At 33.2% G+C, this 24,902-nt stretch carries 21 protein-coding genes; 8 read left to right on the forward strand and 13 right to left on the reverse strand.

Annotated features, from left to right (window positions below; translation table 11 throughout):
- Positions 1–5: 5 nt before the first annotated feature.
- The 4 genes from H0I26_RS05915 to proC all read right to left on the reverse strand — a co-directional run bounded on the left by H0I26_RS05915 (position 6) and on the right by proC (position 4,526).
- Positions 6–1,421 carry a glycosyltransferase gene (locus tag H0I26_RS05915; RefSeq protein WP_218701432.1) on the reverse strand — a complete coding sequence of 472 codons (1,416 nt, stop codon included), beginning with the start codon at positions 1,419–1,421 and terminating at the stop codon, positions 6–8.
- A 295-nt stretch (positions 1,422–1,716) separates the two neighbouring features.
- Complete coding sequence (locus tag H0I26_RS05920) at positions 1,717–2,937, reverse strand: glutamate-5-semialdehyde dehydrogenase (protein WP_317618231.1); 1,221 nt, start codon at positions 2,935–2,937, stop codon at positions 1,717–1,719.
- Positions 2,937–3,716: a glutamate 5-kinase gene (proB, locus tag H0I26_RS05925; RefSeq protein WP_136582444.1), complete on the reverse strand. Its 780-nt coding sequence runs from the start codon at positions 3,714–3,716 to the stop codon at positions 2,937–2,939. Before proB ends, H0I26_RS05920 begins: the two co-directional genes overlap by 1 nt.
- A 3-nt stretch (positions 3,717–3,719) precedes the next feature.
- On the reverse strand, positions 3,720–4,526 hold the full coding sequence (gene proC, locus H0I26_RS05930; protein WP_136582443.1) for a pyrroline-5-carboxylate reductase: 807 nt from the start codon (positions 4,524–4,526) through the stop codon (positions 3,720–3,722).
- A gap of 860 nt (positions 4,527–5,386) precedes the next feature.
- Between proC and H0I26_RS05935 the strand changes: the two genes are divergently transcribed.
- Positions 5,387–6,385, forward strand: a complete 999-nt coding sequence (locus H0I26_RS05935; protein ID WP_218701434.1) for a hypothetical protein — start codon at positions 5,387–5,389, stop codon at positions 6,383–6,385.
- Between the two features lie 474 nt (positions 6,386–6,859).
- Here the strand turns inward: H0I26_RS05935 and H0I26_RS05940 are convergent, their stop codons facing one another.
- Both H0I26_RS05940 and rpsO read right to left on the reverse strand, forming a co-directional pair.
- Positions 6,860–9,103 (reverse strand): polyribonucleotide nucleotidyltransferase, encoded by a 2,244-nt coding sequence (locus H0I26_RS05940; protein ID WP_101020924.1) that lies wholly within the window; start codon positions 9,101–9,103, stop codon positions 6,860–6,862.
- A 191-nt stretch (positions 9,104–9,294) separates the two neighbouring features.
- Positions 9,295–9,564 (reverse strand): 30S ribosomal protein S15, encoded by a 270-nt coding sequence (gene rpsO, locus H0I26_RS05945; RefSeq protein ID WP_101016848.1) that lies wholly within the window; start codon positions 9,562–9,564, stop codon positions 9,295–9,297.
- A gap of 144 nt (positions 9,565–9,708) precedes the next feature.
- Here rpsO and def point away from each other — a divergent pair, with 144 nt between their 5' ends.
- Positions 9,709–10,332 carry a peptide deformylase gene (gene def / locus H0I26_RS05950; RefSeq protein ID WP_218701435.1) on the forward strand — a complete coding sequence of 208 codons (624 nt, stop codon included), beginning with the start codon at positions 9,709–9,711 and terminating at the stop codon, positions 10,330–10,332.
- A gap of 65 nt (positions 10,333–10,397) precedes the next feature.
- Here def and accD read toward each other — a convergent pair whose 3' ends face one another.
- The 3 genes from accD to H0I26_RS05965 form a co-directional block, all read right to left on the reverse strand.
- Complete coding sequence (gene accD / locus H0I26_RS05955; RefSeq protein WP_101016852.1) at positions 10,398–11,255, reverse strand: acetyl-CoA carboxylase, carboxyltransferase subunit beta; 858 nt, start codon at positions 11,253–11,255, stop codon at positions 10,398–10,400.
- 315 nt (positions 11,256–11,570) lie between these two features.
- Positions 11,571–12,638, reverse strand: coding sequence for a class II fructose-bisphosphate aldolase (gene fbaA / locus H0I26_RS05960; RefSeq protein WP_218701436.1), 1,068 nt, complete (start codon positions 12,636–12,638; stop codon positions 11,571–11,573).
- 113 nt (positions 12,639–12,751) lie between these two features.
- Complete coding sequence (locus tag H0I26_RS05965; RefSeq protein ID WP_218701437.1) at positions 12,752–15,289, reverse strand: BamA/TamA family outer membrane protein; 2,538 nt, start codon at positions 15,287–15,289, stop codon at positions 12,752–12,754.
- A gap of 167 nt (positions 15,290–15,456) precedes the next feature.
- Between H0I26_RS05965 and H0I26_RS05970 the strand changes: the two genes are divergently transcribed.
- Positions 15,457–16,170 (forward strand): TrmH family RNA methyltransferase, encoded by a 714-nt coding sequence (locus tag H0I26_RS05970; RefSeq protein ID WP_218701438.1) that lies wholly within the window; start codon positions 15,457–15,459, stop codon positions 16,168–16,170.
- Between the two features lie 342 nt (positions 16,171–16,512).
- Here the strand turns inward: H0I26_RS05970 and H0I26_RS05975 are convergent, their stop codons facing one another.
- Together H0I26_RS05975 and ubiE are read right to left on the reverse strand one after the other, a co-directional pair.
- A complete protein-coding gene (locus H0I26_RS05975) occupies positions 16,513–17,238 on the reverse strand; it encodes a porin family protein (RefSeq protein ID WP_218701439.1) in 726 nt (241 codons plus the stop codon).
- Positions 17,238–17,966 carry a bifunctional demethylmenaquinone methyltransferase/2-methoxy-6-polyprenyl-1,4-benzoquinol methylase UbiE gene (ubiE, locus tag H0I26_RS05980; RefSeq protein ID WP_218701440.1) on the reverse strand — a complete coding sequence of 243 codons (729 nt, stop codon included), beginning with the start codon at positions 17,964–17,966 and terminating at the stop codon, positions 17,238–17,240. Before ubiE ends, H0I26_RS05975 begins: the two co-directional genes overlap by 1 nt.
- A gap of 118 nt (positions 17,967–18,084) precedes the next feature.
- Here ubiE and trkA point away from each other — a divergent pair, with 118 nt between their 5' ends.
- The 4 genes from trkA (at position 18,085) to H0I26_RS06000 (ending at position 21,715) form a co-directional block, all read left to right on the forward strand.
- Positions 18,085–19,434 carry a Trk system potassium transporter TrkA gene (trkA, locus tag H0I26_RS05985; RefSeq protein WP_218701441.1) on the forward strand — a complete coding sequence of 450 codons (1,350 nt, stop codon included), beginning with the start codon at positions 18,085–18,087 and terminating at the stop codon, positions 19,432–19,434.
- Complete coding sequence (locus tag H0I26_RS05990) at positions 19,434–20,939, forward strand: TrkH family potassium uptake protein (protein WP_218701442.1); 1,506 nt, start codon at positions 19,434–19,436, stop codon at positions 20,937–20,939. The genes trkA and H0I26_RS05990 overlap by 1 nt, the downstream gene beginning before the upstream one ends.
- Positions 20,940–21,027: 88 nt before the next feature.
- Entirely contained in the window at positions 21,028–21,267 is a 240-nt protein-coding gene (locus H0I26_RS05995) for a hypothetical protein (protein WP_218701443.1), read from the forward strand.
- A gap of 178 nt (positions 21,268–21,445) precedes the next feature.
- Positions 21,446–21,715 carry a hypothetical protein gene (locus H0I26_RS06000; protein WP_218701444.1) on the forward strand — a complete coding sequence of 90 codons (270 nt, stop codon included), beginning with the start codon at positions 21,446–21,448 and terminating at the stop codon, positions 21,713–21,715.
- Between the two features lie 52 nt (positions 21,716–21,767).
- Here H0I26_RS06000 and H0I26_RS06005 read toward each other — a convergent pair whose 3' ends face one another.
- On the reverse strand, positions 21,768–22,958 hold the full coding sequence (locus H0I26_RS06005) for a pyridoxal phosphate-dependent aminotransferase (RefSeq protein WP_218701445.1): 1,191 nt from the start codon (positions 22,956–22,958) through the stop codon (positions 21,768–21,770).
- Between the two features lie 34 nt (positions 22,959–22,992).
- Positions 22,993–24,087 (reverse strand): fatty acid desaturase family protein, encoded by a 1,095-nt coding sequence (locus tag H0I26_RS06010; protein ID WP_101016875.1) that lies wholly within the window; start codon positions 24,085–24,087, stop codon positions 22,993–22,995.
- 134 nt (positions 24,088–24,221) lie between these two features.
- On the opposite strand from H0I26_RS06010, the gene rsmG reads away from it, so the two are divergent.
- Complete coding sequence (gene rsmG, locus H0I26_RS06015; protein WP_218701446.1) at positions 24,222–24,857, forward strand: 16S rRNA (guanine(527)-N(7))-methyltransferase RsmG; 636 nt, start codon at positions 24,222–24,224, stop codon at positions 24,855–24,857.
- Positions 24,858–24,902 lie beyond the last annotated feature (45 nt).

Below are 24,902 nucleotides of genomic sequence, written 5' to 3' on the forward strand. Positions count from 1 at the left end.
GTTATTTATTTTTTATCCTCCAAATCACGCGTTAACCAACCACTTCTAGCAGCTGTGGCTATTGCATAAGGTGTAATCCAGAACAGCCCGAATGTGTATAAAATGCTGTAGGAATAAGCCCAAAAACCTTGGTAAGTTTTATGTTGATTTGTGAAAAATAATAATGAAAAGGTTGAAAGAATTAAAATACTAACTAAAGTGGAACCAAAAAACAGTAATGGGTGCACTAAAACAAAAAATAGCATGAAAAGCATTACGGGGTAACTCATGATTAATTTTGAAAACTGACTTAAAAATAATAGTCGTGTTCCTGTCTTTTTTCCTTCTCTAAAATTTGTAAATACATATTTACCCATTTCTAAGTTTTCACGCACATTACTGCGTCCCCATCTTATAAACATTTTGTATAAACCTAAATATTCCTCAGGGACGTTTGTGTAAGCAATAGCATTCCTTTGAAATAATACATGTTCCCCTTGTTTTAAAATCATGTTTGTTAAGGCGCGATCTTCTCCAATATCAGACGGTTGTCCCATGAATTTTTGATCAATCCACTCTGGTAAACATTTAAAAACGACTGTGCTTCTGTAAGCAGCCAATGCTCCAGGTGTGCATAATACCGAATTTAAATTACTTTCTGCAGATCTTACAAATTCAAAACTCATTACAAAACTAACATCCAGCATTTTTGGAAGCATTTCTCTTTTGTTGTTTAACACTCTTATATTTCCTGCTACAGCACCACATTTGTCATCTTTTAGAAAAGGACTTACTAAATTTCTTAAGGTGTCCTCTGTAACTATTGAGTCACTATCAACCGTTACAAATATCTCTCCTGACCCCAAATTGAAACCACGGTATAAAGCCTGACGTTTTCCCATGTTTTTGGGTTGCTTGTATATTTCTAGGCGGTCACCAAGCTGTTCTTTAGCATCTAACATCCACTTCCAAGTATCATCCAAGCTACCATCATCTATAGCTAATAACTGTAGTTTTTGTTCTGGATAATCACTTTTAGCTAAGCTCATCAAGGTGTCCCAAACTTGTTTCCCTTCATTATAGGCAGGTACAATAACCGTACATGTTGGTAGTTCTTTGTCTGTTATTGACGCGATAGGCTTGTATTTAAAATAATTATAGGCTGTGTACATAAAGAATAACACTTTGTATGCAAAAATAATAGTCGCTGTAATAATAAATGTAAAGCCTAGTGTAGAACTAAGTTGATTGGCATTAAAAGTTTCGAAATCGTTATGGAAAACAGAGAAAAAATAAATGCCTAAACCAATCAGGAAGAAGGTGCTTAATAATACCAATCTATTTTGCGGACTGCTTGTTATTCCTTTACTATGAAAAAAGCTGTTTTTTAGCTTTTTTCTTGTTGATTTTGCTTTTTTTGAGCTGGTGATTTTAGTAGCCATTATTTCTAGGGATGTATGGATTAAAGTAATACTACAGTTACGACTGAAACCTAGGTTTAGACGTCCATTATTATGTATTTAAGAAAGATTTAGGATTATGGTTTTTGGTTACGGCCGTCAAGTGTAAAGTAAGTTCGGGAAAAATGGGCATAAAAAAGCCCAACACTACTGTTAGGCTTTCTAATTTTATAAAGTTTAAAAAGAATTAATCTTCTTTTTTTTGTGTTATTAATTTAAATAATGGAAGTCATAAACGCTAAGAGGTGTGAGCGATTATGTTTGAGTGGTTAATTCCTTAAACTCTTACCTGTCCATCTCCATAGACGTAATATTTATTGGTAACTAATTGATTTAATCCTAAAGGGCCACGGTGGTGAAGCTTGTCTGTGCTTATAGCTAATTCGGCACCAACGCCCATTTGGCCTCCATCGGTAAATCTAGTAGATGCATTATGATAAACCGCAGCACTATCTACATTGTGCATAAAGGTCATCGCTTCATTAGTTTGCTCCGTAATTATTACTGCGGAATGTTTGCCGGAGTATGTATTAATTATTTCAATCGCTTCGTCTAAGGAGTTGACTTCACCTATTAATAGTTTTAATGCTAAAAATTCTTCATGCCATATATCGTTATCAGAAATAGTTTCTTTAGTGTTTAAAATGTTAGATACTTTAGCGTCCACCACAATGTCCACGCTATGTTTTTCTAGTTTTTCTTGAAGCATTTTAAGTTTTATTTCGTATTCAGGAAGATTTTTGTTAATCAATACTTTGTCTAATGCATTGCAACCAGAAATTTTATCTGTTTTGGCGTTAACTATAATATTGACAGCTTTACTCCAATCCGCTTTTTCTGATATATATAAGAAATTATTCCCTCGTCCACTGACTAATACAGCACAGGTCGCATGGGTTTTAACAAAGTTGATTAATCGCTCACCTCCACGAGGTACGATTAAATCTATTGTTTCGGTTGGGTTTTTAAGGAAGGCTTGGGTTTCTTCACGTTTTAAATGCAGTAGCTTAATCCAGTCTTTAGATAATCCATTTTCTTCTAAAGCTTCATGCCAACATTTTTCTAAGATAAGATTGCTGTGCAATGCTTCTTTTCCACCTTTCAATAAAATCTTGCTATTTGCCTTAAATGCTAAAACAGCAGCTTCAATGGTGACATCTGGACGAGATTCGTAAATGATTAGAATAGTACCAAATGGAGCAGTAGTGTTAACTATATTTAGTTTGTTTTTTAATGTTAGATTAGAAAGCTCTTTTCCAACAGGGTCATCTTGAAGCATTACCGCATTAACAGCTTCAATCATCTCGTTCACTTTTTTGTTATCCACAACTAGGCGCTCATAAAGTGCTTGGTCTTCTTTTTTAAAAGCATCTAAATCTTTTTTATTAGCTTCAATAATATGTTTTCGCTTTGTATTTAAAATCTGAAGCATTGACTTTAAAACCTTGTTTTTTAATTCTGTATTTAAAAGTTTCATCGATTTTTTTAATTTTTGGATTAAGCACTAATAAATTTTGTGCCTACTTTTTTATTATTTATAATATCTACAATAACATTTTCGCGTTTACCATTGGCAATATATGTTGGGATGTTTTTGCTGGCAGTTCCTTTTGCTATTTTTAGTTTAGATGCCATGCCACCGCGACCTTCGCCTTCTTTTTTATTAGAGGCACAAACGTATTTTTCGACATTTTGGTTGGTTCTCACCTCAGATAGTTTAATGGAGTCGTCATCGTCTGGGTCTCCAGTGTAAAGTCCATCTGTATCTGATAATATAATTAGCCGATCGGCATCTAATAATTCGGCAATCAAACTTGCTAGTTCATCATTGTCAGAAAACATAGACATTGTTAAGGATACCGCATCATCTTCGTTCGCAATGGGAATGATACCTTCGGATAATAAGCCTTCATAACAATTAATCATGTTTTCGCGATGTTTTCCTATATCAAAGTCACGTTTTGTTGCTAAAACCTGTGCGCAACGCATGCCGTAATCATGAAAAAGGCTATAATAGTGACGCATCATTCTAGGTTGCCCCACAGCAGAGTATACTTGGCGTCTTATAGACGAGTCTTTTATTTTTGTATCTCCTAAGATTTCTTTTCCTGCAATAGCAGAACCAGAAGAGACTAAAATAACCTTGATGCCACGTTCGTATAATTCCGAAATCTGCCGTACCAATTCTCTAAGAATAGGTCCTAGTATTCTATTGTCTTTATTGGTCAGTACATTGGTTCCTACTTTTACAACTACACGTTTAATATCGTCTTCCATAATTTATTTTTCTTTTCCTAATTCTACAGCTTTATCAAAGGCAGCATAAGCAGCATCTTGGATAAGTTGTTTTACGTTATTGTCTTCCATCGAGTCTATTGCTGCTTGCGTTGTACCTCCTTTTGAAGCGACTTTATTTATCCAGCTTTCTGGTGATATGTCGGATTGGTTAAATAGTTCGATTGCGCCCTCAAAAGTATTACTAACTAGTATTTTAGAGTCGTAGTCAGAAAAGCCCATTTTTAATGCAGCTTCTAACATCGATTGCATAAAGTAGAACACGTAAGCTGGTCCGCTACCTGAAATCCCTGTTGAGGCATCTATAAAGTTTTCTGAACTTACATGTATTGAGGTTCCTGTTGTATCCAATAAATGCCTCACCATTAAAAGTTCTACTCTAGATACCGCATCGGCACCTGTATAAGAGGTGACACCTTTACCCACTTTTGCTGGTAAATTAGGCATTGTTCTAATAACTTTGTCAATCTTTAGATGTTCTTGAATAGTCTTTATGGTTACACCAGCCATGAGTGATACAAAAATTTGGTCTTTATTTACTAATGGTAACATTTCTTTAAATAGAGCTTCGGAGTGATAGGGTTTTACAGCTAAAAAGACAATGTCTGATTTAGGTAAAGCATCTGCTAAGGAGGTGTATATTGTAAATTTAGGTTCTTGTCTAAGCGTTTCAATTTTGTTTGGATCTGTGTCATAGATTCTTAATTTTTGTTTACCTAATAATGAAGAGGTTGCCATTCCTTCAGAATAAGTTAAACCCATGTTTCCTGCTCCTATTACTAATACTTTCATAATTTTTTTGATTAAAATATTAATTGTTAGTTTAGTACTATAGCCGCAATTACTATGCGGATGTGCCAAATGGAGTCGTTGATTTAAAGAATTTCGAAGTTCTAAAGTATTTGGTGTGATACTTATGATATTGAAAACGGATGATGGTATTAGTTAACAATATGAAAATGAGGAAATTTTAGAAAGGGTATAATGGCGACAGTCTGTCGGTGACAAACCCGGTAACTAATGTTATTAAACAGTGATTAATACTCTTTATTCTAAGTATTTCTTTGTGTACAAAAGCGAATGCTATTACTATTAAGTGGGAATTAACTAAATTAAACCTTCATGAAATAACGGATTACGCTCTCCTGATTGCTGTAAATAGGGGATTTGAGATTGTTATTATTTTAGATGATAAAATTAGAAGTTTTAAGGTGCTAATTGTCATATATAAAGTTTAAAAGAATAATCTTTTTTCTCCTATTGTTTTATATTATCGTTTAGCTATGTTATTATGATAACTACGATTTTGTTTTTTTTAGGATGTTATTAGACTCTTGGGGTTACTTTGCCTAATCTTTTGGTTTTAGTAAGATGACCTTTCTAAACGTTTTTTTTGTTAAGAGTTCCTGGGGCTAATCCAAAAGACTAAACAGCAAAGGTGTTTCGATAGTTTATAATATAGGATACGTCTTGTATAAGCTAATTAAAGGACGTGAAGTAATACTTTATATTGAAGGGCATTTAAGTATGTTATAAAATAGTTAATATTCTTTTTTTTATCAAGTAATCAGTTTTATTGGCAAAAGGATATATTTTTCATATTTTGCGGCAATAAACTTATTTTACATTAAATAAACCCCATCTTTTACATTATGAAATATTATTTTTTACTGCCTGTAGTATGGTTATTCTCTATATTAGGTATAGCACAGAGTGCTAATTTGGATAGAGAAAAAGTACAAGTATCTTATGTTAAATTACCTTCTCATCCTATTCTTGAAAAAGAAAATCGGACCTATTCTTCAAATTCGTCAGCACTTACAATCTCTGGTTATAAAAGACAGTCAGAAGAAGCTGTTTTAACTGTTGATTTTGATTATCATGGTACACAAGTAGAAGACGTAAACATTAATAAAGAAAAGCATGAGAAAAAAGATAAAGAAGGTAATGTTACTTCTACGACATATACTTATGCTGCAACTGCAAATTATACATCTACAGGTACATTAATTATTAATAATTCTGTTTCAGGTGGATCTAAAACTCAGAATTATAGCGAGAAAAAAGCTTATAAAAGTAGTGACTATTCAACTTATAATAAGGCAAGAGACTATTATAACAATAATAAAGATAATTTAAGAAATAAACAAAATGCAAGTCATAAGAGTATTATTGTTAATAATGCTAAAGCTTATTTAAATGCAACTTTTGGGTTTGTTCCTACAATTAATAAATATGAATTTTTCTGGATTTTAGGATCTAAAAAGCATCCTGAATTTGAAAATCATCATATTAATTTTGATAAATTAAAAGTTATTATAGATAACATGAAGTATGATCAACCAATTGATGAATTGGAAAAAGAATTAGAACCTGTTATTACTTATTTTGAAAATGTAGTTGAAAAGTACCAAGGCAAGAAAAAGAAATTAAGAAAAGTGAGGTATGCTAGTTATTATAATTTAGCTAATATTTACTATTATTTAGATCAACCAGAAAAGTGTGAGGCATACGGTCAAAAAATTATAGATAACGATTATGATAAATCTGATGGTAGATATTTTATTAGGATAGCAAAAAACCTAAAGCAAAAACTAGAAAGTAATAAAGTGGATTCAAGACACTTTTCTGTAGATTATATGGCAGAGTAGTTTTTTATTATCATCTGATTTTTAAGATTTAAAGACGGGTTAATTAACACAGATCATCGATTATAAATAAGTATAATCACAAGTCTGTTTTAATTAGTCCGTTTTTTTTATGTTCATGTTTTTTATTTTCCAAGTCATATTTGTAAGCTTTGGTAATAGTTTATGAGATCATTTAAAACGACTTTGCTTTTTTTAGGTTTTTTCTGTAATTATAAAAGTTATTGTTAACCGTTGCAATTAGGTGTCTTTTACTCAAGTTAAAATTATAGTATAAGCCATTAATTTTGCACATATAGATTAGAGTAATTATACAATTACAACTAAGTTAAAATATCGGTTAATAGTTAAAAAAAAAAAATAGAAGTATTTGTTTTGTTGCGATTCTCAAGTGCTAAAGTGCATGAGAACAAATTATGCATAAAAAAAAGCCCAACAGTAATGTTGGGCTTTTTAATATATAAAGTTTAAAAAGAATTAATCTTCTTTTTTCTCTTCTCTTGGTTTTCTATCATCACGACCTTTGTTGTCACGAGAACCACGATTATCACGCCCACCAGAACGTTTATCATCTCTTGGTGGTCTTGCTACATAACCTTCTGGTTTTGGCAAGATTGCTTTTCTAGAGACTTTTTCTTTGCGCGTTCTTGGGTCTAATCCAAAATACTTCACATCAAAAATGTCACCCATGTTAACAACGTCAGATACATTTTCTGTACGTTCCCAAGCTAATTCACTTACGTGAAGTAATACTTCGTTTCCTGGAGCATCCATGTATTCTACAACTGCACCAAAATCTAACATTTTGATTACTTTTACTTGGTAAGTGTTACCTACTTTTGGCTTAAATAAGATAGCATCTATTTTTGCCATTACAGCATCAATACCTGCGCTACCTACACCTAAAATTTCTACAATACCTTCTTCAGTTACTGGATCTTCGTTAATAACGATAGTCGTCTCAGTTTCTTTTTGCATCTCTTGGATTACTTTTCCTCCAGGTCCAATTAAAGCACCAATAAATTCGTTAGGGACACGTCTTGTAACCATAGTTGGTGCGTGTTCTTTAACTTCGGCATTAGGTGTGTCAATTGTATCTGTTAGTTTGCCTAAGATATGTAAACGACCATTACGAGCTTGTTTTAATGCATTCACTAAAATCTCGTAGCTTAATCCTTTTACTTTAATATCCATTTGGCAAGCAGTAATACCTTCTGAAGTACCTGTTACTTTAAAGTCCATATCTCCTAAGTGATCTTCATCACCTAAAATGTCAGATAATACAGCGTATTTTCCAGTTTCTGCATCAGAAATTAATCCCATTGCAATACCTGAAACAGGTCTTATCATTTGTACACCTGCATCCATTAATGCCATAGTACCAGCACAAACAGTTGCCATAGATGACGATCCGTTAGATTCTAATACTTCCGACACTACACGTACTGTGTAAGGACAGTCTGCAGGAATCATTCCTTTTAACCCACGTTGTGCTAAATTACCATGTCCAACTTCTCTACGAGAGGTTCCACGAATTGGTCTAGCTTCACCTGTACAAAAAGGAGGGAAGTTGTAATGTAAATAGAAATTTTCCTCACCTTCGTAAGAGGGCATGTCTATTTTGTTTGCATCTCTAGAGGTTCCTAAAGTAACTGTAGCTAGTGCTTGAGTTTCTCCACGAGTAAAAATAGAAGATCCGTGTGTTGATGGTAAGTAATCTACCTCACACCAGATTGGTCTGATTTCGTCAGTCTTACGACCATCTAAACGTAAACCTTCATCTAAAGTTAAGTTTCTAATTGCTGCTTTTTCAGCTTTACGGTAGTAGTCGGAAACTAAACCACCATAATCTGCTAATTCTTCTTCAGAAAAAGTAGCTTTAATATCTTCTTTTATTTGTTGAAATGCCGCCGTTCTTTCATGTTTAGAAGATCCAGCTTTTGCTATAGCATATACTTTATCGTATGCCATATCATGTACTTTTTTCTCTAAATCTTCATCTGTTCTTTCAGCTTCATATTCACGAACAGCTTTTTTTCCAAAGGCTTCAGCTAATCTTAACTGAGCAGCACATTGTACTTTAATCGCTTCGTGAGCAAACTTAATAGCGTCAGCCATTTCGTCTTCAGAAATTTCATCCATTTCACCTTCAACCATCATTACCGAATCAGCTGAAGCTCCAATCATCATATCGATGTCAGACTCTGCTAATTGAGCTCTAGTTGGGTTGATTACAAATTCTCCGTTTACACGTCCAACTCTAGCTTCAGAGATAGCACATTCAAAAGGGAAATCTGATAATTGAATTGCTGCTGATGCTGCTAATCCTGCCATAGCGTCTGGCATAACATTTTCGTCATGAGACATTAACTGTATCATCACTTGTGTTTCAGAGTGATAATCTTTTGGGAATAATGGACGTAAAACACGATCCACTAAACGCATCGTTAATACTTCACCATCACTTGGTCTTGCTTCTCTTTTGAAGAAACCACCTGGATAACGTCCTGCAGCTGCAAATTTCTCTCTATAATCTACCGTTAAAGGTAAAAAATTAAGATCTTTTTGCTCGTAGTTAGAAACTACGGTACATAACATCATACATTTTCCTGATGTAACAACAACAGAACCATGCGCCTGTTTTGCTAATTTTCCGGTTTCGATAGTAATTTCTCTACCGTCTCCTAGGTCTATGACCTCTTTAAAAACTTTTGGAATCATAAATTTTTCAATTCTAATTAAACAATGGTCGTTGTGTTGTGTGGTAGTAGTAGTTGTGATGACCAATGAAAAACTGTTTACCCTGAATATATTTCAGGATCTGCTTAATCAATATTGGAGTTTAGACTCTTCCAAAACGAGTTAGTTTATACCAAAAAACCACGCTGTTAGGCGTGGTCTTTGTATTGAGATTATTTTCTTAATCCTAATTCTTTTACTATTGCACGATATCTTAAGACATCTTTCTTTATTAAGTAATCTAGTAAGCTTCTTCTTTTTCCTACTAACATTACTAAAGAACGCTCAGTATTATAATCTTTACGATTTTTCTTTAAGTGCTCTGTTAAGTGTGCTATTCTTGCTGTGAATAATGCTATTTGACCTTCTGCAGATCCAGTATTCTTAGCGTCTTTACCGTGTTTTGCAAAAAGTTCAGCTTTTGCTTCTTTTGTTAAATACATTCTAATATTGTTGTAAATGATTGTTATGTAACCGAAAGCTTATCTTTCGAGGTGCAAATATAGTTATTTTTATTGAATAGCAAACAATAGGAATAGTATATAAAAGATGTAAATTACTCTAAATTATAAAATCTCTTTTTTAAAATGGAAAAATGTATTCATCTAATGGTATTTATACTGCTTTTTACTAGCTGTGGGAGTCGTAATAAGGTTATCTCTAAAAGTTTTTCTGATCAACAGATTAATATGATTATGAGTAGTAATGCATCAAAACCTATGCGTGTATTTAAAATAAATAATACGAAAGATTCTATTTTATTAAGAACGCAGAGTGCTTACATAAAGCCTGATCTTAACAATAAAGTTTTGAAACATTTTACGGAACGCCTTTTTGCTACGGTTAGAGACAGTCTATCTATGGGGGTTGGTATTGCTGCTCCGCAAGTTGGTATACTGAAAAATATTATTTGGGTACAGCGTTTTGATAAAGATGAAGCGCCTTTTGAAGTCTATTTAAATCCTAAAATTGTTAACTATTCTCAAACAAAGCAAACTAGAAGGGAAGGCTGTTTGTCAATACCAGATCGAACAGATATTGTTAATACAAGGTCTAAAAAGATTACTATCACGTATGATACTATGGAAGGACAACATGTAACCGAAGTTATTACGGATTTTACAGCTGTGATTTTTCAACATGAAATAGATCATTTATATGGTATCCTGTATTTGGATCATTTAGAAAAAGAAATCAAGGATGCTAATTGATGGCATAAAAAAACCTCACGAGTTTTAAAATCCGTGAGGTTTGATAATTAATTAGTATAAAGCGGTTATGCTCTTAGAGGCTGATTAGTAATCAGATCTATATATAAGTTGACTTTGTTTTTTAGTTCCTTACGGTGCGTAATAAAATCTAAGAAACCATGTTCTAACAAAAATTCTGAGGTTTGAAAACCTTCTGGTAATTCTTGTCCTGTAGTATCACGCACTACACGTGGTCCTGCAAATCCTATTAATGCACCAGGTTCTGCAATGGTTATATCTCCAAGCATTGCAAAAGAAGCTGTTGTACCTCCTGTTGTTGGATCTGTACATAAAGAGATGTAAGGAATACCGGCGTCTGCTAGTTGTCCTAATCTCGCTGAGGTTTTTGCTAATTGCATTAAAGATAATGCGGCTTCCATCATACGAGCACCACCTGATTTAGATATAATCATTAAAGGTAGTTTCTTTTTTAATGAATATTCTGCAGCACGTGCAATTTTTTCTCCCACAACACTACCCATAGAACCTCCAATAAAGGCAAAGTCCATACAAGCAATGACTAAGTCTTTCCCTTTTGATTTCCCAACTGCACAACGTACAGCATCTTTAAGGTTTGTTTTTTCTTCAGCAGCTTTTAAGCGGTCTGGATATTTTTTAGTATCCTCAAATTTTAAAGGGTCTTTAGAGGTTAAATTTTCATCTAACTCTTTAAATTTATTGTCGTCAAATAATATTCCAAAGTATTCTTTACTTCCAATTCTTACGTGGTAACCATCTTCAGGACTTACGTAAAAGTTTTTTTCAAGTTCTTTAGAGTCTACTATTTTTCCGGTTGGAGATTTATACCACAAACCTTTCGGGATGTCTTTTTTCTCTGCAGTTTCGGTAGTAATACCTTTTTCTTTTCTTTTAAACCAAGCCATATTGATTTACTATTTTGGGATTAAGATTTTAGATGTTTTCTAAAAATCTATGTTTTTGTTAGTTATTAGTTTGCTTTATAAAAGCGTGTAAAATTACAGTTTTTATTAATCAAACTCAAAAATAGTGGTCGCTATCTGTTTGTTGTTGTCGTTTAAACATGATAAAATTCCGTTTAAGTCCTGATGTTATTCAGTTTAAACGGAATTTTATTTTAAGAAATAACTTTAGTTTGCGTTAGGGATGGAGCAATTGTTGGAGCACATCTTTGATTGCGACTTGTGAGAGCCCGACCCTTGGGTAACGCCAAAATTAGTTTATAATGTATTAACGTTGTTAAGATCTTCGAATGCTTTTTTAAGACGTTCGACAAAAGTAATTTCTCCTTCTCTTAACCATTTTCTTGGATCGTAATATTTTTTGTTTGGAGATTCTGGGCCGTCTGGACTACCAATTTGTGATTGTAAATAGTCTGTTTTTTTAGCCATATAATCTCTAACACCTTCCATAAATGCATATTGCATGTCTGTGTCGATATTCATTTTTATCACTCCGTAACCAATAGCTTCTTGGATTTCTGCTTCTGTAGAACCTGATCCTCCATGAAATACAAAATCAATATGGTTGTGTGGTAAGTCGTGTTTTTTTGATAGAAACTCTTGAGAGTTTTTTAAAATTTTCGGAGTTAACTTTACATTTCCTGGTTTGTATACACCATGTACGTTTCCAAAGGCAGCTGCAATAGTAAATTGATCACTAACTTTAATTAACTCTTCATACGCATAAGCAACTTCTTCAGGTTGTGTATAGAGTTTAGATTCGTCAACATCACTATTATCGACACCATCTTCTTCTCCTCCTGTGATACCTAATTCGATTTCTAAGGTCATCCCCATTTTACTCATTCTGGTAAGGTATGTTTTACAAATTTCTATGTTTTCTTCAAGTGGCTCTTCACTTAAATCAATCATATGAGAACTGTATAATGGTTTTCCTGTTTCTTTAAAATGTTGCTCACTAGCATCTAGCAAACCGTCAATCCATGGTAATAATTTTTTAGCACAATGGTCGGTGTGTAAAATTACTGGTACACCGTAAGCTTCCGCCATTAAATGGATGTGTTTAGCGCCTGCAATACTTCCTGCAATTGCTGCTTTTTGTCCGTCGTTACTTAAGCCTTTTCCAGCATTAAACTGTGCGCCTCCATTTGAAAACTGAATGATTACTGGGGCATTTAAAGCTGCTGCCGTCTCTAAAACACCATTAATGGTGTTAGATCCAATAACGTTAACTGCTGGTAATGCAAAACCTTTTTCTTTTGCTAATTTAAAAATTGCTTGTACTTCTTTTCCGGTAGCAACTCCTGGTTTGATATTGTGAGCCATTTTATTTTTTTTAGATGATTTTGTATAAGTTCAAAAGTACTAAAAAATGCTAAATTTTGTGAGGATTTAGAGATAAAACAACGCAAACGTTTTAGCTAAAAGGCTTATTTTTATTAGAATGGATAGTTGATACCGATGTTGTAAACGGCATTTGAAAAGTTATAATCATTAAACCAACGATTACCTAATGAGTATTGTGGATCATAGGTTTTAAATCCAATATCGCCACGTAAGACAAAAAAGTTAAAGTCATATCGTAAACCAAATCCTGAGCCTACTGCAATGTCTTTTAAAGAATCTAAACCGGAGAAGGTTGCCTCTTCTTGAGTAATATCATCCAACACATTCCAGATATTTCCTGCGTCCACAAAGAAGGCGCCATTTAAAGGACCAAACAGATTAAAACGATGCTCAGCGCTTAAAGCGACTTTTAGGTTGGCTTCATTAAATTCGTCGCTAGAATTTAAACTTCCTGGTCCAAGACTATATGCTGACCACGCACGATTATCATTAGCACCTCCTGCAAAAAAACTTTTTGTAAAAGGAATATTTGTTGAGTTGCCGTATGGTATTGCAATACCAAAAAAGGTGCGTATTGCTAAAACATTTTTGTAACCTAAACTCCAATGCTTGATGTAGTTCAGTTCTGTTTTTACGTATTGCGAAAATGCAACGTTAAACATTTCGTATTTACCATCTTCATTTTTTTCTAAACCCAATATTTTTGAGGTAGCAGAAAATAGATTACCTGCTAATTCTAAACGTGCACTAAATATAGAAAAGTCTTCGTCTGCTAAATTATCTCTGCGATCTTTAGTATAGCTAAAGTTGGTTGCGAAAATAAGATTGTCTTCGGTTAGTCTCTGCTTTCTTTCGTTAATGGCGTTGGCGGAATCTAAATCATCTTCGGATAGTATGCTGTTGTATGTTCCAGAATCCACTAGGTTTAAAAATGTGTCAGCTCCAGATGGTATTCTCAAATCTTCTGTAGAACTTATATAGCCACTGGTCTGTGCAATATCATTTAGAGAGTCGTAAGAGTTGGTGTAAACATTAAAGTAATTGGCCGTATTTAAGTTTTTTACAAACTGAATATTAAACAGGTCTAACTTATTAGTGACTTTGCTATCTGGATACCATTTATAATTAAAAGCACCTGTAAAGGTTTGCTTGTCTAAACCAATATTTGTTTGACTAGAAGTTGCAGCTGTTAAACTGGTGTTAGGGAACATGTATTTTGGTATGATCTTCTCTGTATTAAATGGAGAAAATAGTCTAGGAATAGTTAATTTAAAGTTTATACCCAGTTCGTTGATATCAAAAAACTGGTCATTATTATCATTACTGTCTTTGGAAGCACCAATAGAGGTAAACCCTGAAATCTCTAAGGTTTCTGCTGCGTTAAATACATTTCTTATTAATAAGCTTGGACTTATACTGAAACCTATAGTCTGTATGTTACTTTGTAGCGCTTCTGTACTAAATTCTAACTCAAATTTTTGTAAAGGTGTTAAATAAATATTAGCAGTAAGTGTTGTGTCAGGATTTTCTAGGTAATCTATGTTTGGGTATTTAAAGGTACGTAAATCACTGATTTTTCTGGACGTTAAAGGTCTGTTGTTGTCTTTAAAAATGGTGTTTGGTGCAATAAAAACAGCATTAGTCAAAGCTCTAGGTTTGTATTTAAGTTTACCTACGCTATAAATATTGTAACCATCATAAGTGGTGGTGTCTGTGATAGATTGGTTTCTGTCCTTAAAAGAGTTGTTGGTGTAGATGTTAACGTCTTTTACGTTATACACTTTAAATTTTTCACGTCTTGAAACGTCCTCTTCTCTAATTAGTCTGTCTTCAATTATGGTTTCAATATTTATTTTGTGATTCCCCAAAATACTGTCCCCAACAAAGCTTATATAATCTTGACTAAAGTGATACACACCATTGTCACGCATTAAATCAACAATTCGATCCTCTTCACTATATATTTTAGAGATGCGGTATTGCTCTCCAGATTTTAATAAACTGTTCTCTTTATGTTGATTATAAATTTTTTCCACTTCTGGCGAACCAATTTTAGAATATAAGGTGTCTAATTTATAAGCTTCTCCGGTTGCTATATTGTAGTCAATACTTGCTTTTTTGTTCCCTTCATTAATAACTTTATAATCTGCTTCTGCGTTAAACCAACCATTAACTTTATAATAGTTTTGTATGCGTGTAATAGATTTGTTGGCAAGAACAGTATCTACGATTACCGGTGCTTCTCCAGTACGTTTTATCCATTTGTTAAAGTTTGCTTTAGACTCTAATCGCTTGTTTAACTGTTTTCTAGATAAAAATCGTGATTTGCGCTCCATTTTTTCTGGCTGACTGTAATACTCAGCGTTAAGGATGGAGTCAATATTAGGACGTGCCGTATTGTATAAATAAAGTCTTAATGGTATGCTTGTAAAAGGTAGCGGTATTGTTGTGTTTGGTTTTTGATACAATAAATTAGAGATAGTATCATTGGCTACTTTTTGGTTATTTATAGTTAATGTGTTCTTTGTTAAAAGCTGCTGATTATCGGCAACACGTTTTACGGTGTCACACCCACTAATTAGTAGTGTTAGAACTAATAAAACGACTATTTTAAACTGGAGATTTTTCAAATGAATTGTTTAATAATACCAACGATTGTAACAAATATGATGCCTAAAACAAGCATAATATCCAAAAATACACTATTTATTGTACAAACAAATTTTAAATAAATAGAAACAGACAAATGGTAACTGCATTTTTTTCGTTTTCTTTATAAAAAAATAATAATTTACTAGTGATTTCTAAAAATCAAATTAAAAATATAACGCGTTTAAAGCAAAAAAAATACAGACAACAAGATGGTTTGTTTATTGCTGAAGGTGGAAAAGTAATTAAAGAGTTTTTAAACTCTACTTTTCAATTATTAGAGTTGTTTACAACAGAAACGTTTAATGTAGAAAACGAAACTATTATCTCTGAGAAAGAGTTGCAAAAAATTAGTTGTTTAACTAATGCAAATACCGCATTAGCTATTTTTAGAATCCCAGAAACTGTTGCGTTAAGTGCTGATGGCTTAATTTTAGCGTTGGATAGTGTCCGTGATCCTGGTAATTTAGGAACCATTATTAGATTATGTGATTGGTTTGGTGTTAAACAATTGGTTTGTAGTTTAGAAACCGTAGATTGTTACAATCCAAAAGTAGTACAGGCTACTATGGGGTCGTTAACTAGAGTTAAGATATACTATACAGATTTAGAGCAGTATTTAAAAGGTGTAACTTTACCTGTTTTTGGTGCTTTTATGGAAGGGAGAAATGTGTACCAAACAACGATGCCTAATGAAGGCGTTTTAGTTTTAGGAAACGAAGCTAATGGTATCTCGAAAGCTATTGAAGGCTGTGTGACAGATAAGATAAGTATTCCAAGATTTGGAGAGCTTCAAGCAACCGAAAGTTTAAACGTCGCTACTGCAGGAGCAATATTATTAAGTGAATTTAGAAGAGGATAGACTTGATTTGTGATGAAAGCATTAAAGGATGAAACAGGAATTGTGAAAACAAGTCGATTAGTGGCTTTGTTGTCTTTTGTGTTTGGGTCAATACTTTTTTTGTTGTTTTATTTCTCCGAAAACACAATGTTTATGATTTTGGGCGTTATTTTCCTTTTTGCAGCAGTTTTAATAAATAGTGTGTTTTTAAGTAAGTTGGTTTTACAATATCCTAAAAGTGAAGATAAAAAAGGTGTTAAATTTAGTGTAATACTTATACTCTTGAATATTCCAATAGCATATTGTTACTATTTGTCAGCAATGCATGTTTTAAGAAGAATAATTGAATTGTTGTAGTAGGCGTTACTGTACAGTAAAGTTAATAAAAACACCACGCGTTTGCATTTGACTGATGTTACCCGTCCAAGGACTATTTGGGTCTTCATCTCTAATAAGTTCATCTTTCATGGCAAAAACACCTCTGATAGATGGTGTAAACTTAAAACGGTCTAAATAGAAATCTATACCAAAACCGAGTTCGAAAAACTGCATATTTTTTACCATTCTAAAATCTCCAGAGGAATTGTCATCAGGATTTTTCTCGTTACTAGATAGGTTAATAGCAGCAGATACTCCGGCTAAAACAAATGGCTTGAAATTATTAACACGTTTTGTTGAGATTTTTAGTAATAGAGGGAAATAAACATATGTAGATTTTATTTCACGTAGCAGATCTGAGTCTGAAATATCGTCATCAAAATCGGCAAAATAGTTTTCTTGATATAGTAAGTTACGTTGAGAAATTACCAAGCCGGGCTCCAGTCGTAAATCTAAGTAATCATTAATACGAAAATTTCCTAAAAGACCAACATTAAAACCTGTTGTGCTTTCTGTTTGGATGTCACCAATATTACTGTTATAATCAAATTTAAAATCTAAATTATTAAAACCTAAATAGTATCCCCAGCTGATAGTGGCTTTGTCTACAGATTCTAAATTTCTGATTTTTTCTTTAGAAAAAAGTTGTGCTTGAGAGGCTGTTACAGCAAATAGTGTAAACAGTAAAACGTAAATAGGTTTTGTATTCATTATTGTTTTGATGCTTTGTAAATTGTAGCTACACCAAATGTTTGAGGCATATCTGTAACATTAATAAACCCAATATTACGTAAAATATTGTTCAACGCTTCTCCGTAAGGAAATGCGTTAGCACTTTCGCTTAAGTATTTATAAGCTGTTTTATCTTTTGAAAACAATTTTCCTACTGTAGGTAAAATAACTTTAGAATGAAACTTATAGCCTTGTTTAAAAGGGAATTTGGTTGGAACAGACGTTTCAAGAATCACGAAAATACCGCCTGGTTTTAACACGCGTAAAATATCTTTTAATCCGTTTTCTAAAGTTTCAAAATTACGAACGCCAAAAGCTACAGTAATGGCATCAAACGTACTATCATCAAAGGGCATGTTCTCAGAATCACCAATGACCATATCAATTTTTTGATCTAATTTTTTGGTTTTTATTTTCTGTTTACCAACCTCTAGCATTCCGCTACTAATATCTAATCCTATTATCTTTTCAGCACTGGTTTCGGCTAGGTTAATTGCTAAATCACCAGTTCCTGTGGCAATGTCTAAAATGTTTTTAGGGTTAGTTGCTTTTACTAAGGCGACGACTTTTTTACGCCATTTGATATCAATACCAAAAGAAATTACTCGGTTTAGACCGTCATATTCTCCAGAAATGGTATCAAACATTTTGGTGACTTGTTCTTTCTTACCTAAGTCGCTATTTTTGTATGGGTTTACTTTTGCCAAAATCAATTTTTTTACAAAGATAATGCATTCATTATAGTCTATAAAACTTCAAAAGAATAAATAATTGAGCCTTAAATATTTAAATTAATTACCTTTGCATTCCCTTTATTAAATATATATGAAAATAATTATTGCTGGAGCTGGTGAAGTAGGATTTCATTTAGCAAAATTATTGTCTTACGAGTCTCAAGAAATAACACTTATTGATACAGATAGAGACAGTTTGTCTTATGCAGATAACCATTTAGATATCAAAGTCTTAAAAGGTGATGCGACATCTATTGCTATTTTGAAAGAAGCAAAAATAGACAGAGCGGATTTGTTAATTGGTGTGACAGCATCGGAGACTACAAATATTACGGTTTGTGTTTTGGCAAAACAATTAGGCGCAAAACGTACGATTGCTAGGATATCAAATACTGAATTTATTACACATAAGGATGAGGTCGGATTTACCAGATTTGGTATTGATGAACTTATTTCTCCAGAAAGTTTGGCGGCAGCAGAGATTGAATTGCTTCTAAACCAATCTGCTTTTAAAGATAGTTACGAATTTGAAGATGGTGCGTTAACCATGGTTAGTCTTAAATTATCAAGAACAGCTGGATTTGTTGGAAAAACGGTAAAAGAAGCAGCAGAGTTGTTTTCTGAAATACATTTTGTGCCCATTGCAATTCAACGTTTTGGAACACAGTATACAATTATACCTAGGGGAGATACGGAATTTAGAGAAGGCGATAATGCGGTATTTATAACCTGTGCAGGTGGTGGCGAAGAGTTGTGTAAAATGACTGGTAAAATGAATACGCCTGTAAAGGATGTTATGATTTTGGGGGGAAGTAAAATTGGTTATAAAACGGGAAGAGACTTATCTGCTAATGGTTTTAACGTCAAATTAATTGAAAACAATAAAGAGATTGCTTTTGATTTAGCAGATGATTTACCAAAAGTATTAGTTATAAATGGAGATGGTAGAAACGTCGAATTATTAGAAGAAGAAAATATTAGCGATATGGATGCTTTTATTTCTGTGACTGGTAATTCTGAAACTAACATCATGTCTTGCTTGATGGCTAAATCCAAAGGCGTAAAGAAGACGATAGCATTGGTTGAAAATATGGATTATTTTGAATTATCCCAATCTATCGGTATTGATACGTTGATTAATAAGAAACTTCTAGCTGCAAATAATATATTTAGATACATCCGTAAAGGTGAGGTTGTGGCAATGACTAAGCTTAACAATATGAATGCCGAGTTGTTAGAGTTTAGGGTTAAGTCTACATCAAGGATTTGTAATAAATTAATAAAAGACGTTAAATTTCCTAGATCAGCTATTGTTGGTGGCGTTATTAGAAACGGCGAAGGTTTAATTGCGTTGGGAGGTTTTAGAATTGAAGAAGGCGATTATATCGTGGTGTGCTGTTTGCCAAGATCTATAAAAGAGGTTGAAAAATTATTTTTATAATGAGAAAGCGTTTACGTCTTAACTACAAAATAATATTTTATTTTTTCGGATTATTATTAGTGTTTAATGGTGGTTTTATACTGTTGTCAGCATTAGTGAGTCTTATTTATCAAGATAATGTAACGCTTGAACTATTTTTATCTGGTTTCGGAGTATTGAGTTTTGGACTTTTTGGGATGTTTAATCATCGGGATCATAATAAAGAATTAAACAAACGTGAGGGATATATTGTGGTGTCTTTTGGATGGATTGTTATGTCTTTATCCGGTGCAATACCCTATTTAGCTACAGGCGCTATTCCAAGTTTTACAAATGCCTTTTTTGAAACCATGTCTGGTTTTACAACAACGGGGGCTTCTATTTTAAATGATATTGAAATTGTTCCAAAAGGGGTTTTGTTTTGGAGGAGTTTAACCCATTGGATTGGTGGTATGGGTATTATTGTATTGGCGGTGGCAATACTTCCTCTTTTAGGTATTGGTGGAATGCAGTTGTTTGCTGCAGAAGCACCAGGACCAAGTGCGGACAAATTACATCCACGTATTACGGATACAGCAAAGCGCTTGTGGCTAATCTATTTTGGATACACAGCAGTAGAGACCATTTTGCTTAATGTCGCTGGAATGAGCTTTTTTGATGCTATAAATCACTCGATGTGTACACTGTCTACAGGAGGTTTTTCTACTAAAAATGCAAGTGTTGCCTATTGGAATAATAAACCAATAATACAGTATATTATTATCTTTTTCATGTTTTTAGCAGGGTCAAACTTCGTGTTAAGTTATTTTGCTTTTAAAGGGAAGGTGCAGAAAGTGATTCAGGATGAAGAGTTTAAACTCTACTTTAAGTTTGTGGCTATATTTACAATTGTGTCAGCTTTAATTATTTATTTTAAAGCAGATTTAACGGCATCGTCTATTGATCATCCAATGGTTTGGGGAGCAGGAGAAAGTGCTTTTAGACATGCTTTATTTCAGGTTATATCGGTAATAACAACTACGGGGTTTGTGACTGCGGATTATACCTTATGGACGCCTTTTTTAGTAGTACTCTTCTTCGGCTTAATGTTTTTAGGGGGATCAGCGGGTAGTACGTCGGGAGGTGTTAAAGTAGTGCGTCATATGGTGTTAATTAAAAATGGATTTTTGGAGTTTAAAAGAACATTACATCCTAACGCAATTATACCGGTGAGATATAATAAAAAAGCAATCTCAAAAGAGATTGTATTTAATATTCTAGGCTTTTTTATATTATACATGATTTCCTTTATTATTGGAGCGCTTGGTTTCTCAATGATGGGTATTAATTTTGAATCTTCTGTAGGGATTGCAGCATCAAGTTTAGGAAACGTGGGGCCTGCCTTGGGGCAATTTGGTCCAGTTAATAATTATGCAGCTTTACCAGCAATTGGTAAATGGTGGTGTAGTTTTTTAATGTTAATTGGTAGATTAGAGCTGTTTACAGTGCTTATTTTGCTGACGCCTTTCTTTTGGAGAAATAGATAAAATGCTGTTTTTTAGTGTTGTTTTGTGTTGAACTGTAACATTTTACAGATTGACTCGTCTTTATTATATAACCAACACATCAACCATTATGAATGCATCAATCAACACACAATCATTTAAGCAAGATTCAGTTATTAACTATTCAGGAATTTTGAATTCTAATTACAAATCTATTGTAAAACAGAATTTTAAAAATTTAAAAACTAACTCATTATTTAGTAGAAAGCAACATTTAAAAAGTTGGACATATAATAGAACATGTAGTATTGTTGCAACGTCTCTTAAAGTGTTCTTGTTTATAGGTTTAACGCTTCTCGCTATTATATAATTTCAATTAGTCTTTTGTTATTTCTTTGTAAAAGAATGTAACATTTTATAAAAAGCTGCTACTTATATGTAAAGCAGCTTTTTTTATGGAATAATTTTAAGGTGGTTGAAGCGTATTCAGCCGTTAAAAGATTATTAGTGTTTAATTTCTGAAATCATTCAGACTAATATTTAAGATTATGGGAGGGGAAGGTGCAATGATGGCTGCGAATCAGTCTTTGAAAAGTAATAGAAGTATGCTAAGAAAACGAAGAGAGAAGTCTTTTAGTTTTGTGAGTAATTCTACCGAGAAAACAGCGTATAATTTACCTGAAATTTCAGAAAAGGATATTTTACTATTACGTAAGAAACTTCAAAAGGAACAAAAGGAAAGACGAATTAAGCAGGTTGTTTTTCTAGGTGTAGTTATGATGGTTTTAATTTATACCTTTATTTATCTGTTTATTTAGCATAAAAAAAGCTTCACACATGTGAAGCTTTTTATTTATGTAATAGGGTTAATTAGCTAACCACTTCTTTAATTCTTTTAATTGCTTCTATAATTTCTTTCTGCGATGCTGCATAACTTATTCTAATACAATTAGAGTTTCCAAAGGCGTCTCCGGTTACGGTAGCAACCAATGCTTCTTCTAATAGGTATAGTGAGAAATCGGTAGCATTATGTATTGTTTTTCCTCTGAAAGTCTTTCCGAAAAAGTAAGATACGTCTGGAAAAACGTAAAAAGCACCTTCTGGTGTGTTAGTTTGAAAACCTTCAATGTTACTCAGTAAATCAAGAACTAAATCACGACGTACTTTAAACTCGTCAATCATAAATTTAACAACACTAGGGTCTGCATTTAAAGCTGTGATTACAGCACGTTGTGCAATGCAATTTGCGCCACTAGTAATTTGACCTTGCATTTTGTTACAGGCACGTGCAATCCAATCTGGAGCACCAATGTAGCCAATACGCCAGCCCGTCATAGCAAATGCTTTAGAGACTCCGTTTACTGTAATGGTGTTGTTAAACATACCATCAATTCCAGCCATACTTGCATGTGGTTTTCCAGTGTAATTGATGTGCTCATAAATCTCATCGGAAACAACGTATATATTTGGATGTTGCTTTAAAACGACAGCTAGAGCTTCTAATTCAGCTTTGCTATATAATGACCCACTTGGATTACAAGGACTGCTAAACCAAACCATTTTTGTTTTTGGAGTAATAGCCGCTTCTAACTGTGCAGGTGTCATTTTGAAGTCTGTATCAATACTTGTTTGTACTTCTACAGGTACTCCTTCGCTAAGCTTTACGATATCGGAATAACTAACCCAATAAGGACATGGTAAAATAACCTCGTCACCTTTGTTTAGCATAACAGCAGCTATATTTGCTAAACTTTGTTTAGCGCCTGTAGACACTACTATTTGTGGTAAAGTATAGGTTAAGTTATTATCACGTTTAAATTTAGTAATGACAGCTTCTTTTAATTCTACATAACCATCAACTGGGGAGTAAGAATTGTAGTTGTCATTAATTGCTTGGATGGCTGCATCTTTAATGAAATCTGGTGTATTAAAGTCTGGCTCTCCTAAACTTAATCCAATAATATCTTTGCCTTCACCTCTAAGCTCTCGTGCTTTTGCTGCCATAGCTAAAGTGGCAGAAGTGGACATGTTTAAAATGCGGTCAGATAATGGTTGGCTCATAAGTGTTTGTGTTGTTTTGTAATGCGAAAATTAATTAAGCTAAATTAGGTTTTTGACCTAATACTTTTAGTTGTCTGTAGTGTTCTCCTATAGCTTTCCACATTGTGTTGTATTCGTTGTATGGTAAGCTAAACTCATGAGCAGTATCTTTTACGATTTTTGCTATGTGCTTGTAGTGGACATGACTAATATTTGCAAATAAATGATGTTCTACTTGTCTGTTCAAACCTCCAGTATAAAATTCTACTAACCAGCTTTTAGGCGAGAAGTTAGAAGTAGTAAATAATTGATGAATAGCCCAAGTGTTTTTCATGTTACCATCTTTATCTGGTATTGGTGTGTCAGTATTAGGCATAACATGTGCTAATTGAAAAACAACGCTTAATATGATTCCTGCAGTATAGTGCATGATGAAAAAGCCTATTAATACTTGCCACCAAGCATATCCTAATGCTATTGGTAAAACCACCCAAATAGCATAATATAATATTTTACCAATAATTAGTTTAGTCCACTGTGTTGCTGGTTTAGGGAAATCACCGTAAGATAAATTTCTCTTTAAGTAATTATAAGTCTGTTTAAAATCTGTTGTAATTGCCCAGTTTACAGTTAATAAACCATATAGTAAAAAAGCATAATATTTCTGATATTGATGAATCTTTAACCATTTAGAATGTTTAGAAAAACGGATAATACGTCCAGCATCAATGTCCTCATCATGACCTTGAATATTTGTATACGTATGATGCAATACGTTGTGTTGTACTTTCCAGTTGTAATCGTTACCAGCTAAAATATGTATGCTACTTCCCATTAATCTGTTAACCCATTTTTTACTAGAAAAAGAGCCGTGATTAGCGTCGTGCATCACATTCATACCTACACCAGCCATTCCAATTCCTATAACCATTACGGATATAATTTGAAGCCAAGTTGGTAAATCAAGAGTTAATAATAACACTAGAGGGCCTAGTAATAAGGTAAACATTACTACTGTTTTAATGTATAATTTCCAGTTTCCTGTTTTTTTAATATTGTTTTCTTTAAAATAATTGTTAACACGTTTATTAAGTGTTTTGAAAAATTTTGCAGAGTCTATTCGTGAGAATGTTACTGTTTGCTTTGTCATTGTAATTGTATTCTTTTTATTCTAACGTAAAAAAACGTTAAATAATATTTATTACAAAGATAATTAATTAAGCAAAACAGAAGCTCCCTTTTTTGTGTTAAAATGTATATTTTTGCCGAAAATTATAAAAGACTATGGAGCTGATTTTAAAGTATTTTCCTGATTTAACACCTTTGCAAATAGAGCAGTTTACTAAGCTAGAAGCGTTGTATCAAGATTGGAATCTAAAAATAAATGTGGTATCGAGAAAAGATATTGACGAGTTGTATCTACGTCATGTATTGCATTCTATTGCTATTGCTAAAGTAATTCAGTTTAAGGATGGAAGTTCTTTGATGGATGTTGGTACTGGTGGCGGATTTCCTGGTGTGCCTTTGGCTATTTTGTTTCCAGAATGCGAATTTCATTTAGTGGATAGTATTAATAAAAAGCTAAACGTAGTTAGAGATGTTGTTGCTGGTTTAGAACTGCAAAATGTAAAAGTGACGCATAGTAGAGTAGAAGATATAAAAGAAACTTACGATTTTATTATTAGCCGTGCTGTTGCTGCTATGCCAACGTTTGTACATTGGATCAAAGGAAAAGTGGCTAAATCGCAACAAAACGAATTAAAAAACGGAATTATATATCTTAAAGGTGGTGATTTATCGGAGGAGTTGCAAAATTATCAAACGGCTAAGATTTATAATATTTCAGATTACTTTGAAGAAGACTTTTTTGAAACAAAAAAAATAGTGCATTTACCAATTAAATGGAAAGCACAGTATTAAATAAAAAAGCCTCTCAAATATTTGAGAGGCTTTTTTTATATTAAA

The organism is Olleya sp. HaHaR_3_96 (assembly GCF_019278545.1).
In the GTDB taxonomy this organism is placed as follows: domain Bacteria; phylum Bacteroidota; class Bacteroidia; order Flavobacteriales; family Flavobacteriaceae; genus Olleya.

What these genes read in the sequence shown, in the direction of transcription:
- H0I26_RS05935 (WP_218701434.1), top strand. Translation starts at nt 5,387, where the DNA reads ATGAAATATTATTTTTTACTGCCTGTAGTATGGTTATTCTCTATATTA.
- H0I26_RS06000 (WP_218701444.1), top strand. Translation starts at nt 21,446, where the DNA reads ATGGGAGGGGAAGGTGCAATGATGGCTGCGAATCAGTCTTTGAAAAGT.
- rsmG (WP_218701446.1), top strand. Translation starts at nt 24,222, where the DNA reads ATGGAGCTGATTTTAAAGTATTTTCCTGATTTAACACCTTTGCAAATA.
- H0I26_RS05975 (WP_218701439.1), bottom strand. Translation starts at nt 17,238, where the DNA reads ATGAATACAAAACCTATTTACGTTTTACTGTTTACACTATTTGCTGTA.
- rpsO (WP_101016848.1), bottom strand. Translation starts at nt 9,564, where the DNA reads ATGTATTTAACAAAAGAAGCAAAAGCTGAACTTTTTGCAAAACACGGT.
- proB (WP_136582444.1), bottom strand. Translation starts at nt 3,716, where the DNA reads ATGGAAGACGATATTAAACGTGTAGTTGTAAAAGTAGGAACCAATGTA.
- fbaA (WP_218701436.1), bottom strand. Translation starts at nt 12,638, where the DNA reads ATGGCTCACAATATCAAACCAGGAGTTGCTACCGGAAAAGAAGTACAA.
- H0I26_RS05995 (WP_218701443.1), top strand. Translation starts at nt 21,028, where the DNA reads ATGAATGCATCAATCAACACACAATCATTTAAGCAAGATTCAGTTATT.
- def (WP_218701435.1), top strand. Translation starts at nt 9,709, where the DNA reads ATGGAAAAATGTATTCATCTAATGGTATTTATACTGCTTTTTACTAGC.
- proC (WP_136582443.1), bottom strand. Translation starts at nt 4,526, where the DNA reads ATGAAAGTATTAGTAATAGGAGCAGGAAACATGGGTTTAACTTATTCT.
- H0I26_RS05990 (WP_218701442.1), top strand. Translation starts at nt 19,434, where the DNA reads ATGAGAAAGCGTTTACGTCTTAACTACAAAATAATATTTTATTTTTTC.
- H0I26_RS06005 (WP_218701445.1), bottom strand. Translation starts at nt 22,958, where the DNA reads ATGAGCCAACCATTATCTGACCGCATTTTAAACATGTCCACTTCTGCC.
- H0I26_RS05915 (WP_218701432.1), bottom strand. Translation starts at nt 1,421, where the DNA reads ATGGCTACTAAAATCACCAGCTCAAAAAAAGCAAAATCAACAAGAAAA.
- accD (WP_101016852.1), bottom strand. Translation starts at nt 11,255, where the DNA reads ATGGCTTGGTTTAAAAGAAAAGAAAAAGGTATTACTACCGAAACTGCA.
- trkA (WP_218701441.1), top strand. Translation starts at nt 18,085, where the DNA reads ATGAAAATAATTATTGCTGGAGCTGGTGAAGTAGGATTTCATTTAGCA.
- H0I26_RS06010 (WP_101016875.1), bottom strand. Translation starts at nt 24,087, where the DNA reads ATGACAAAGCAAACAGTAACATTCTCACGAATAGACTCTGCAAAATTT.
- H0I26_RS05940 (WP_101020924.1), bottom strand. Translation starts at nt 9,103, where the DNA reads ATGATTCCAAAAGTTTTTAAAGAGGTCATAGACCTAGGAGACGGTAGA.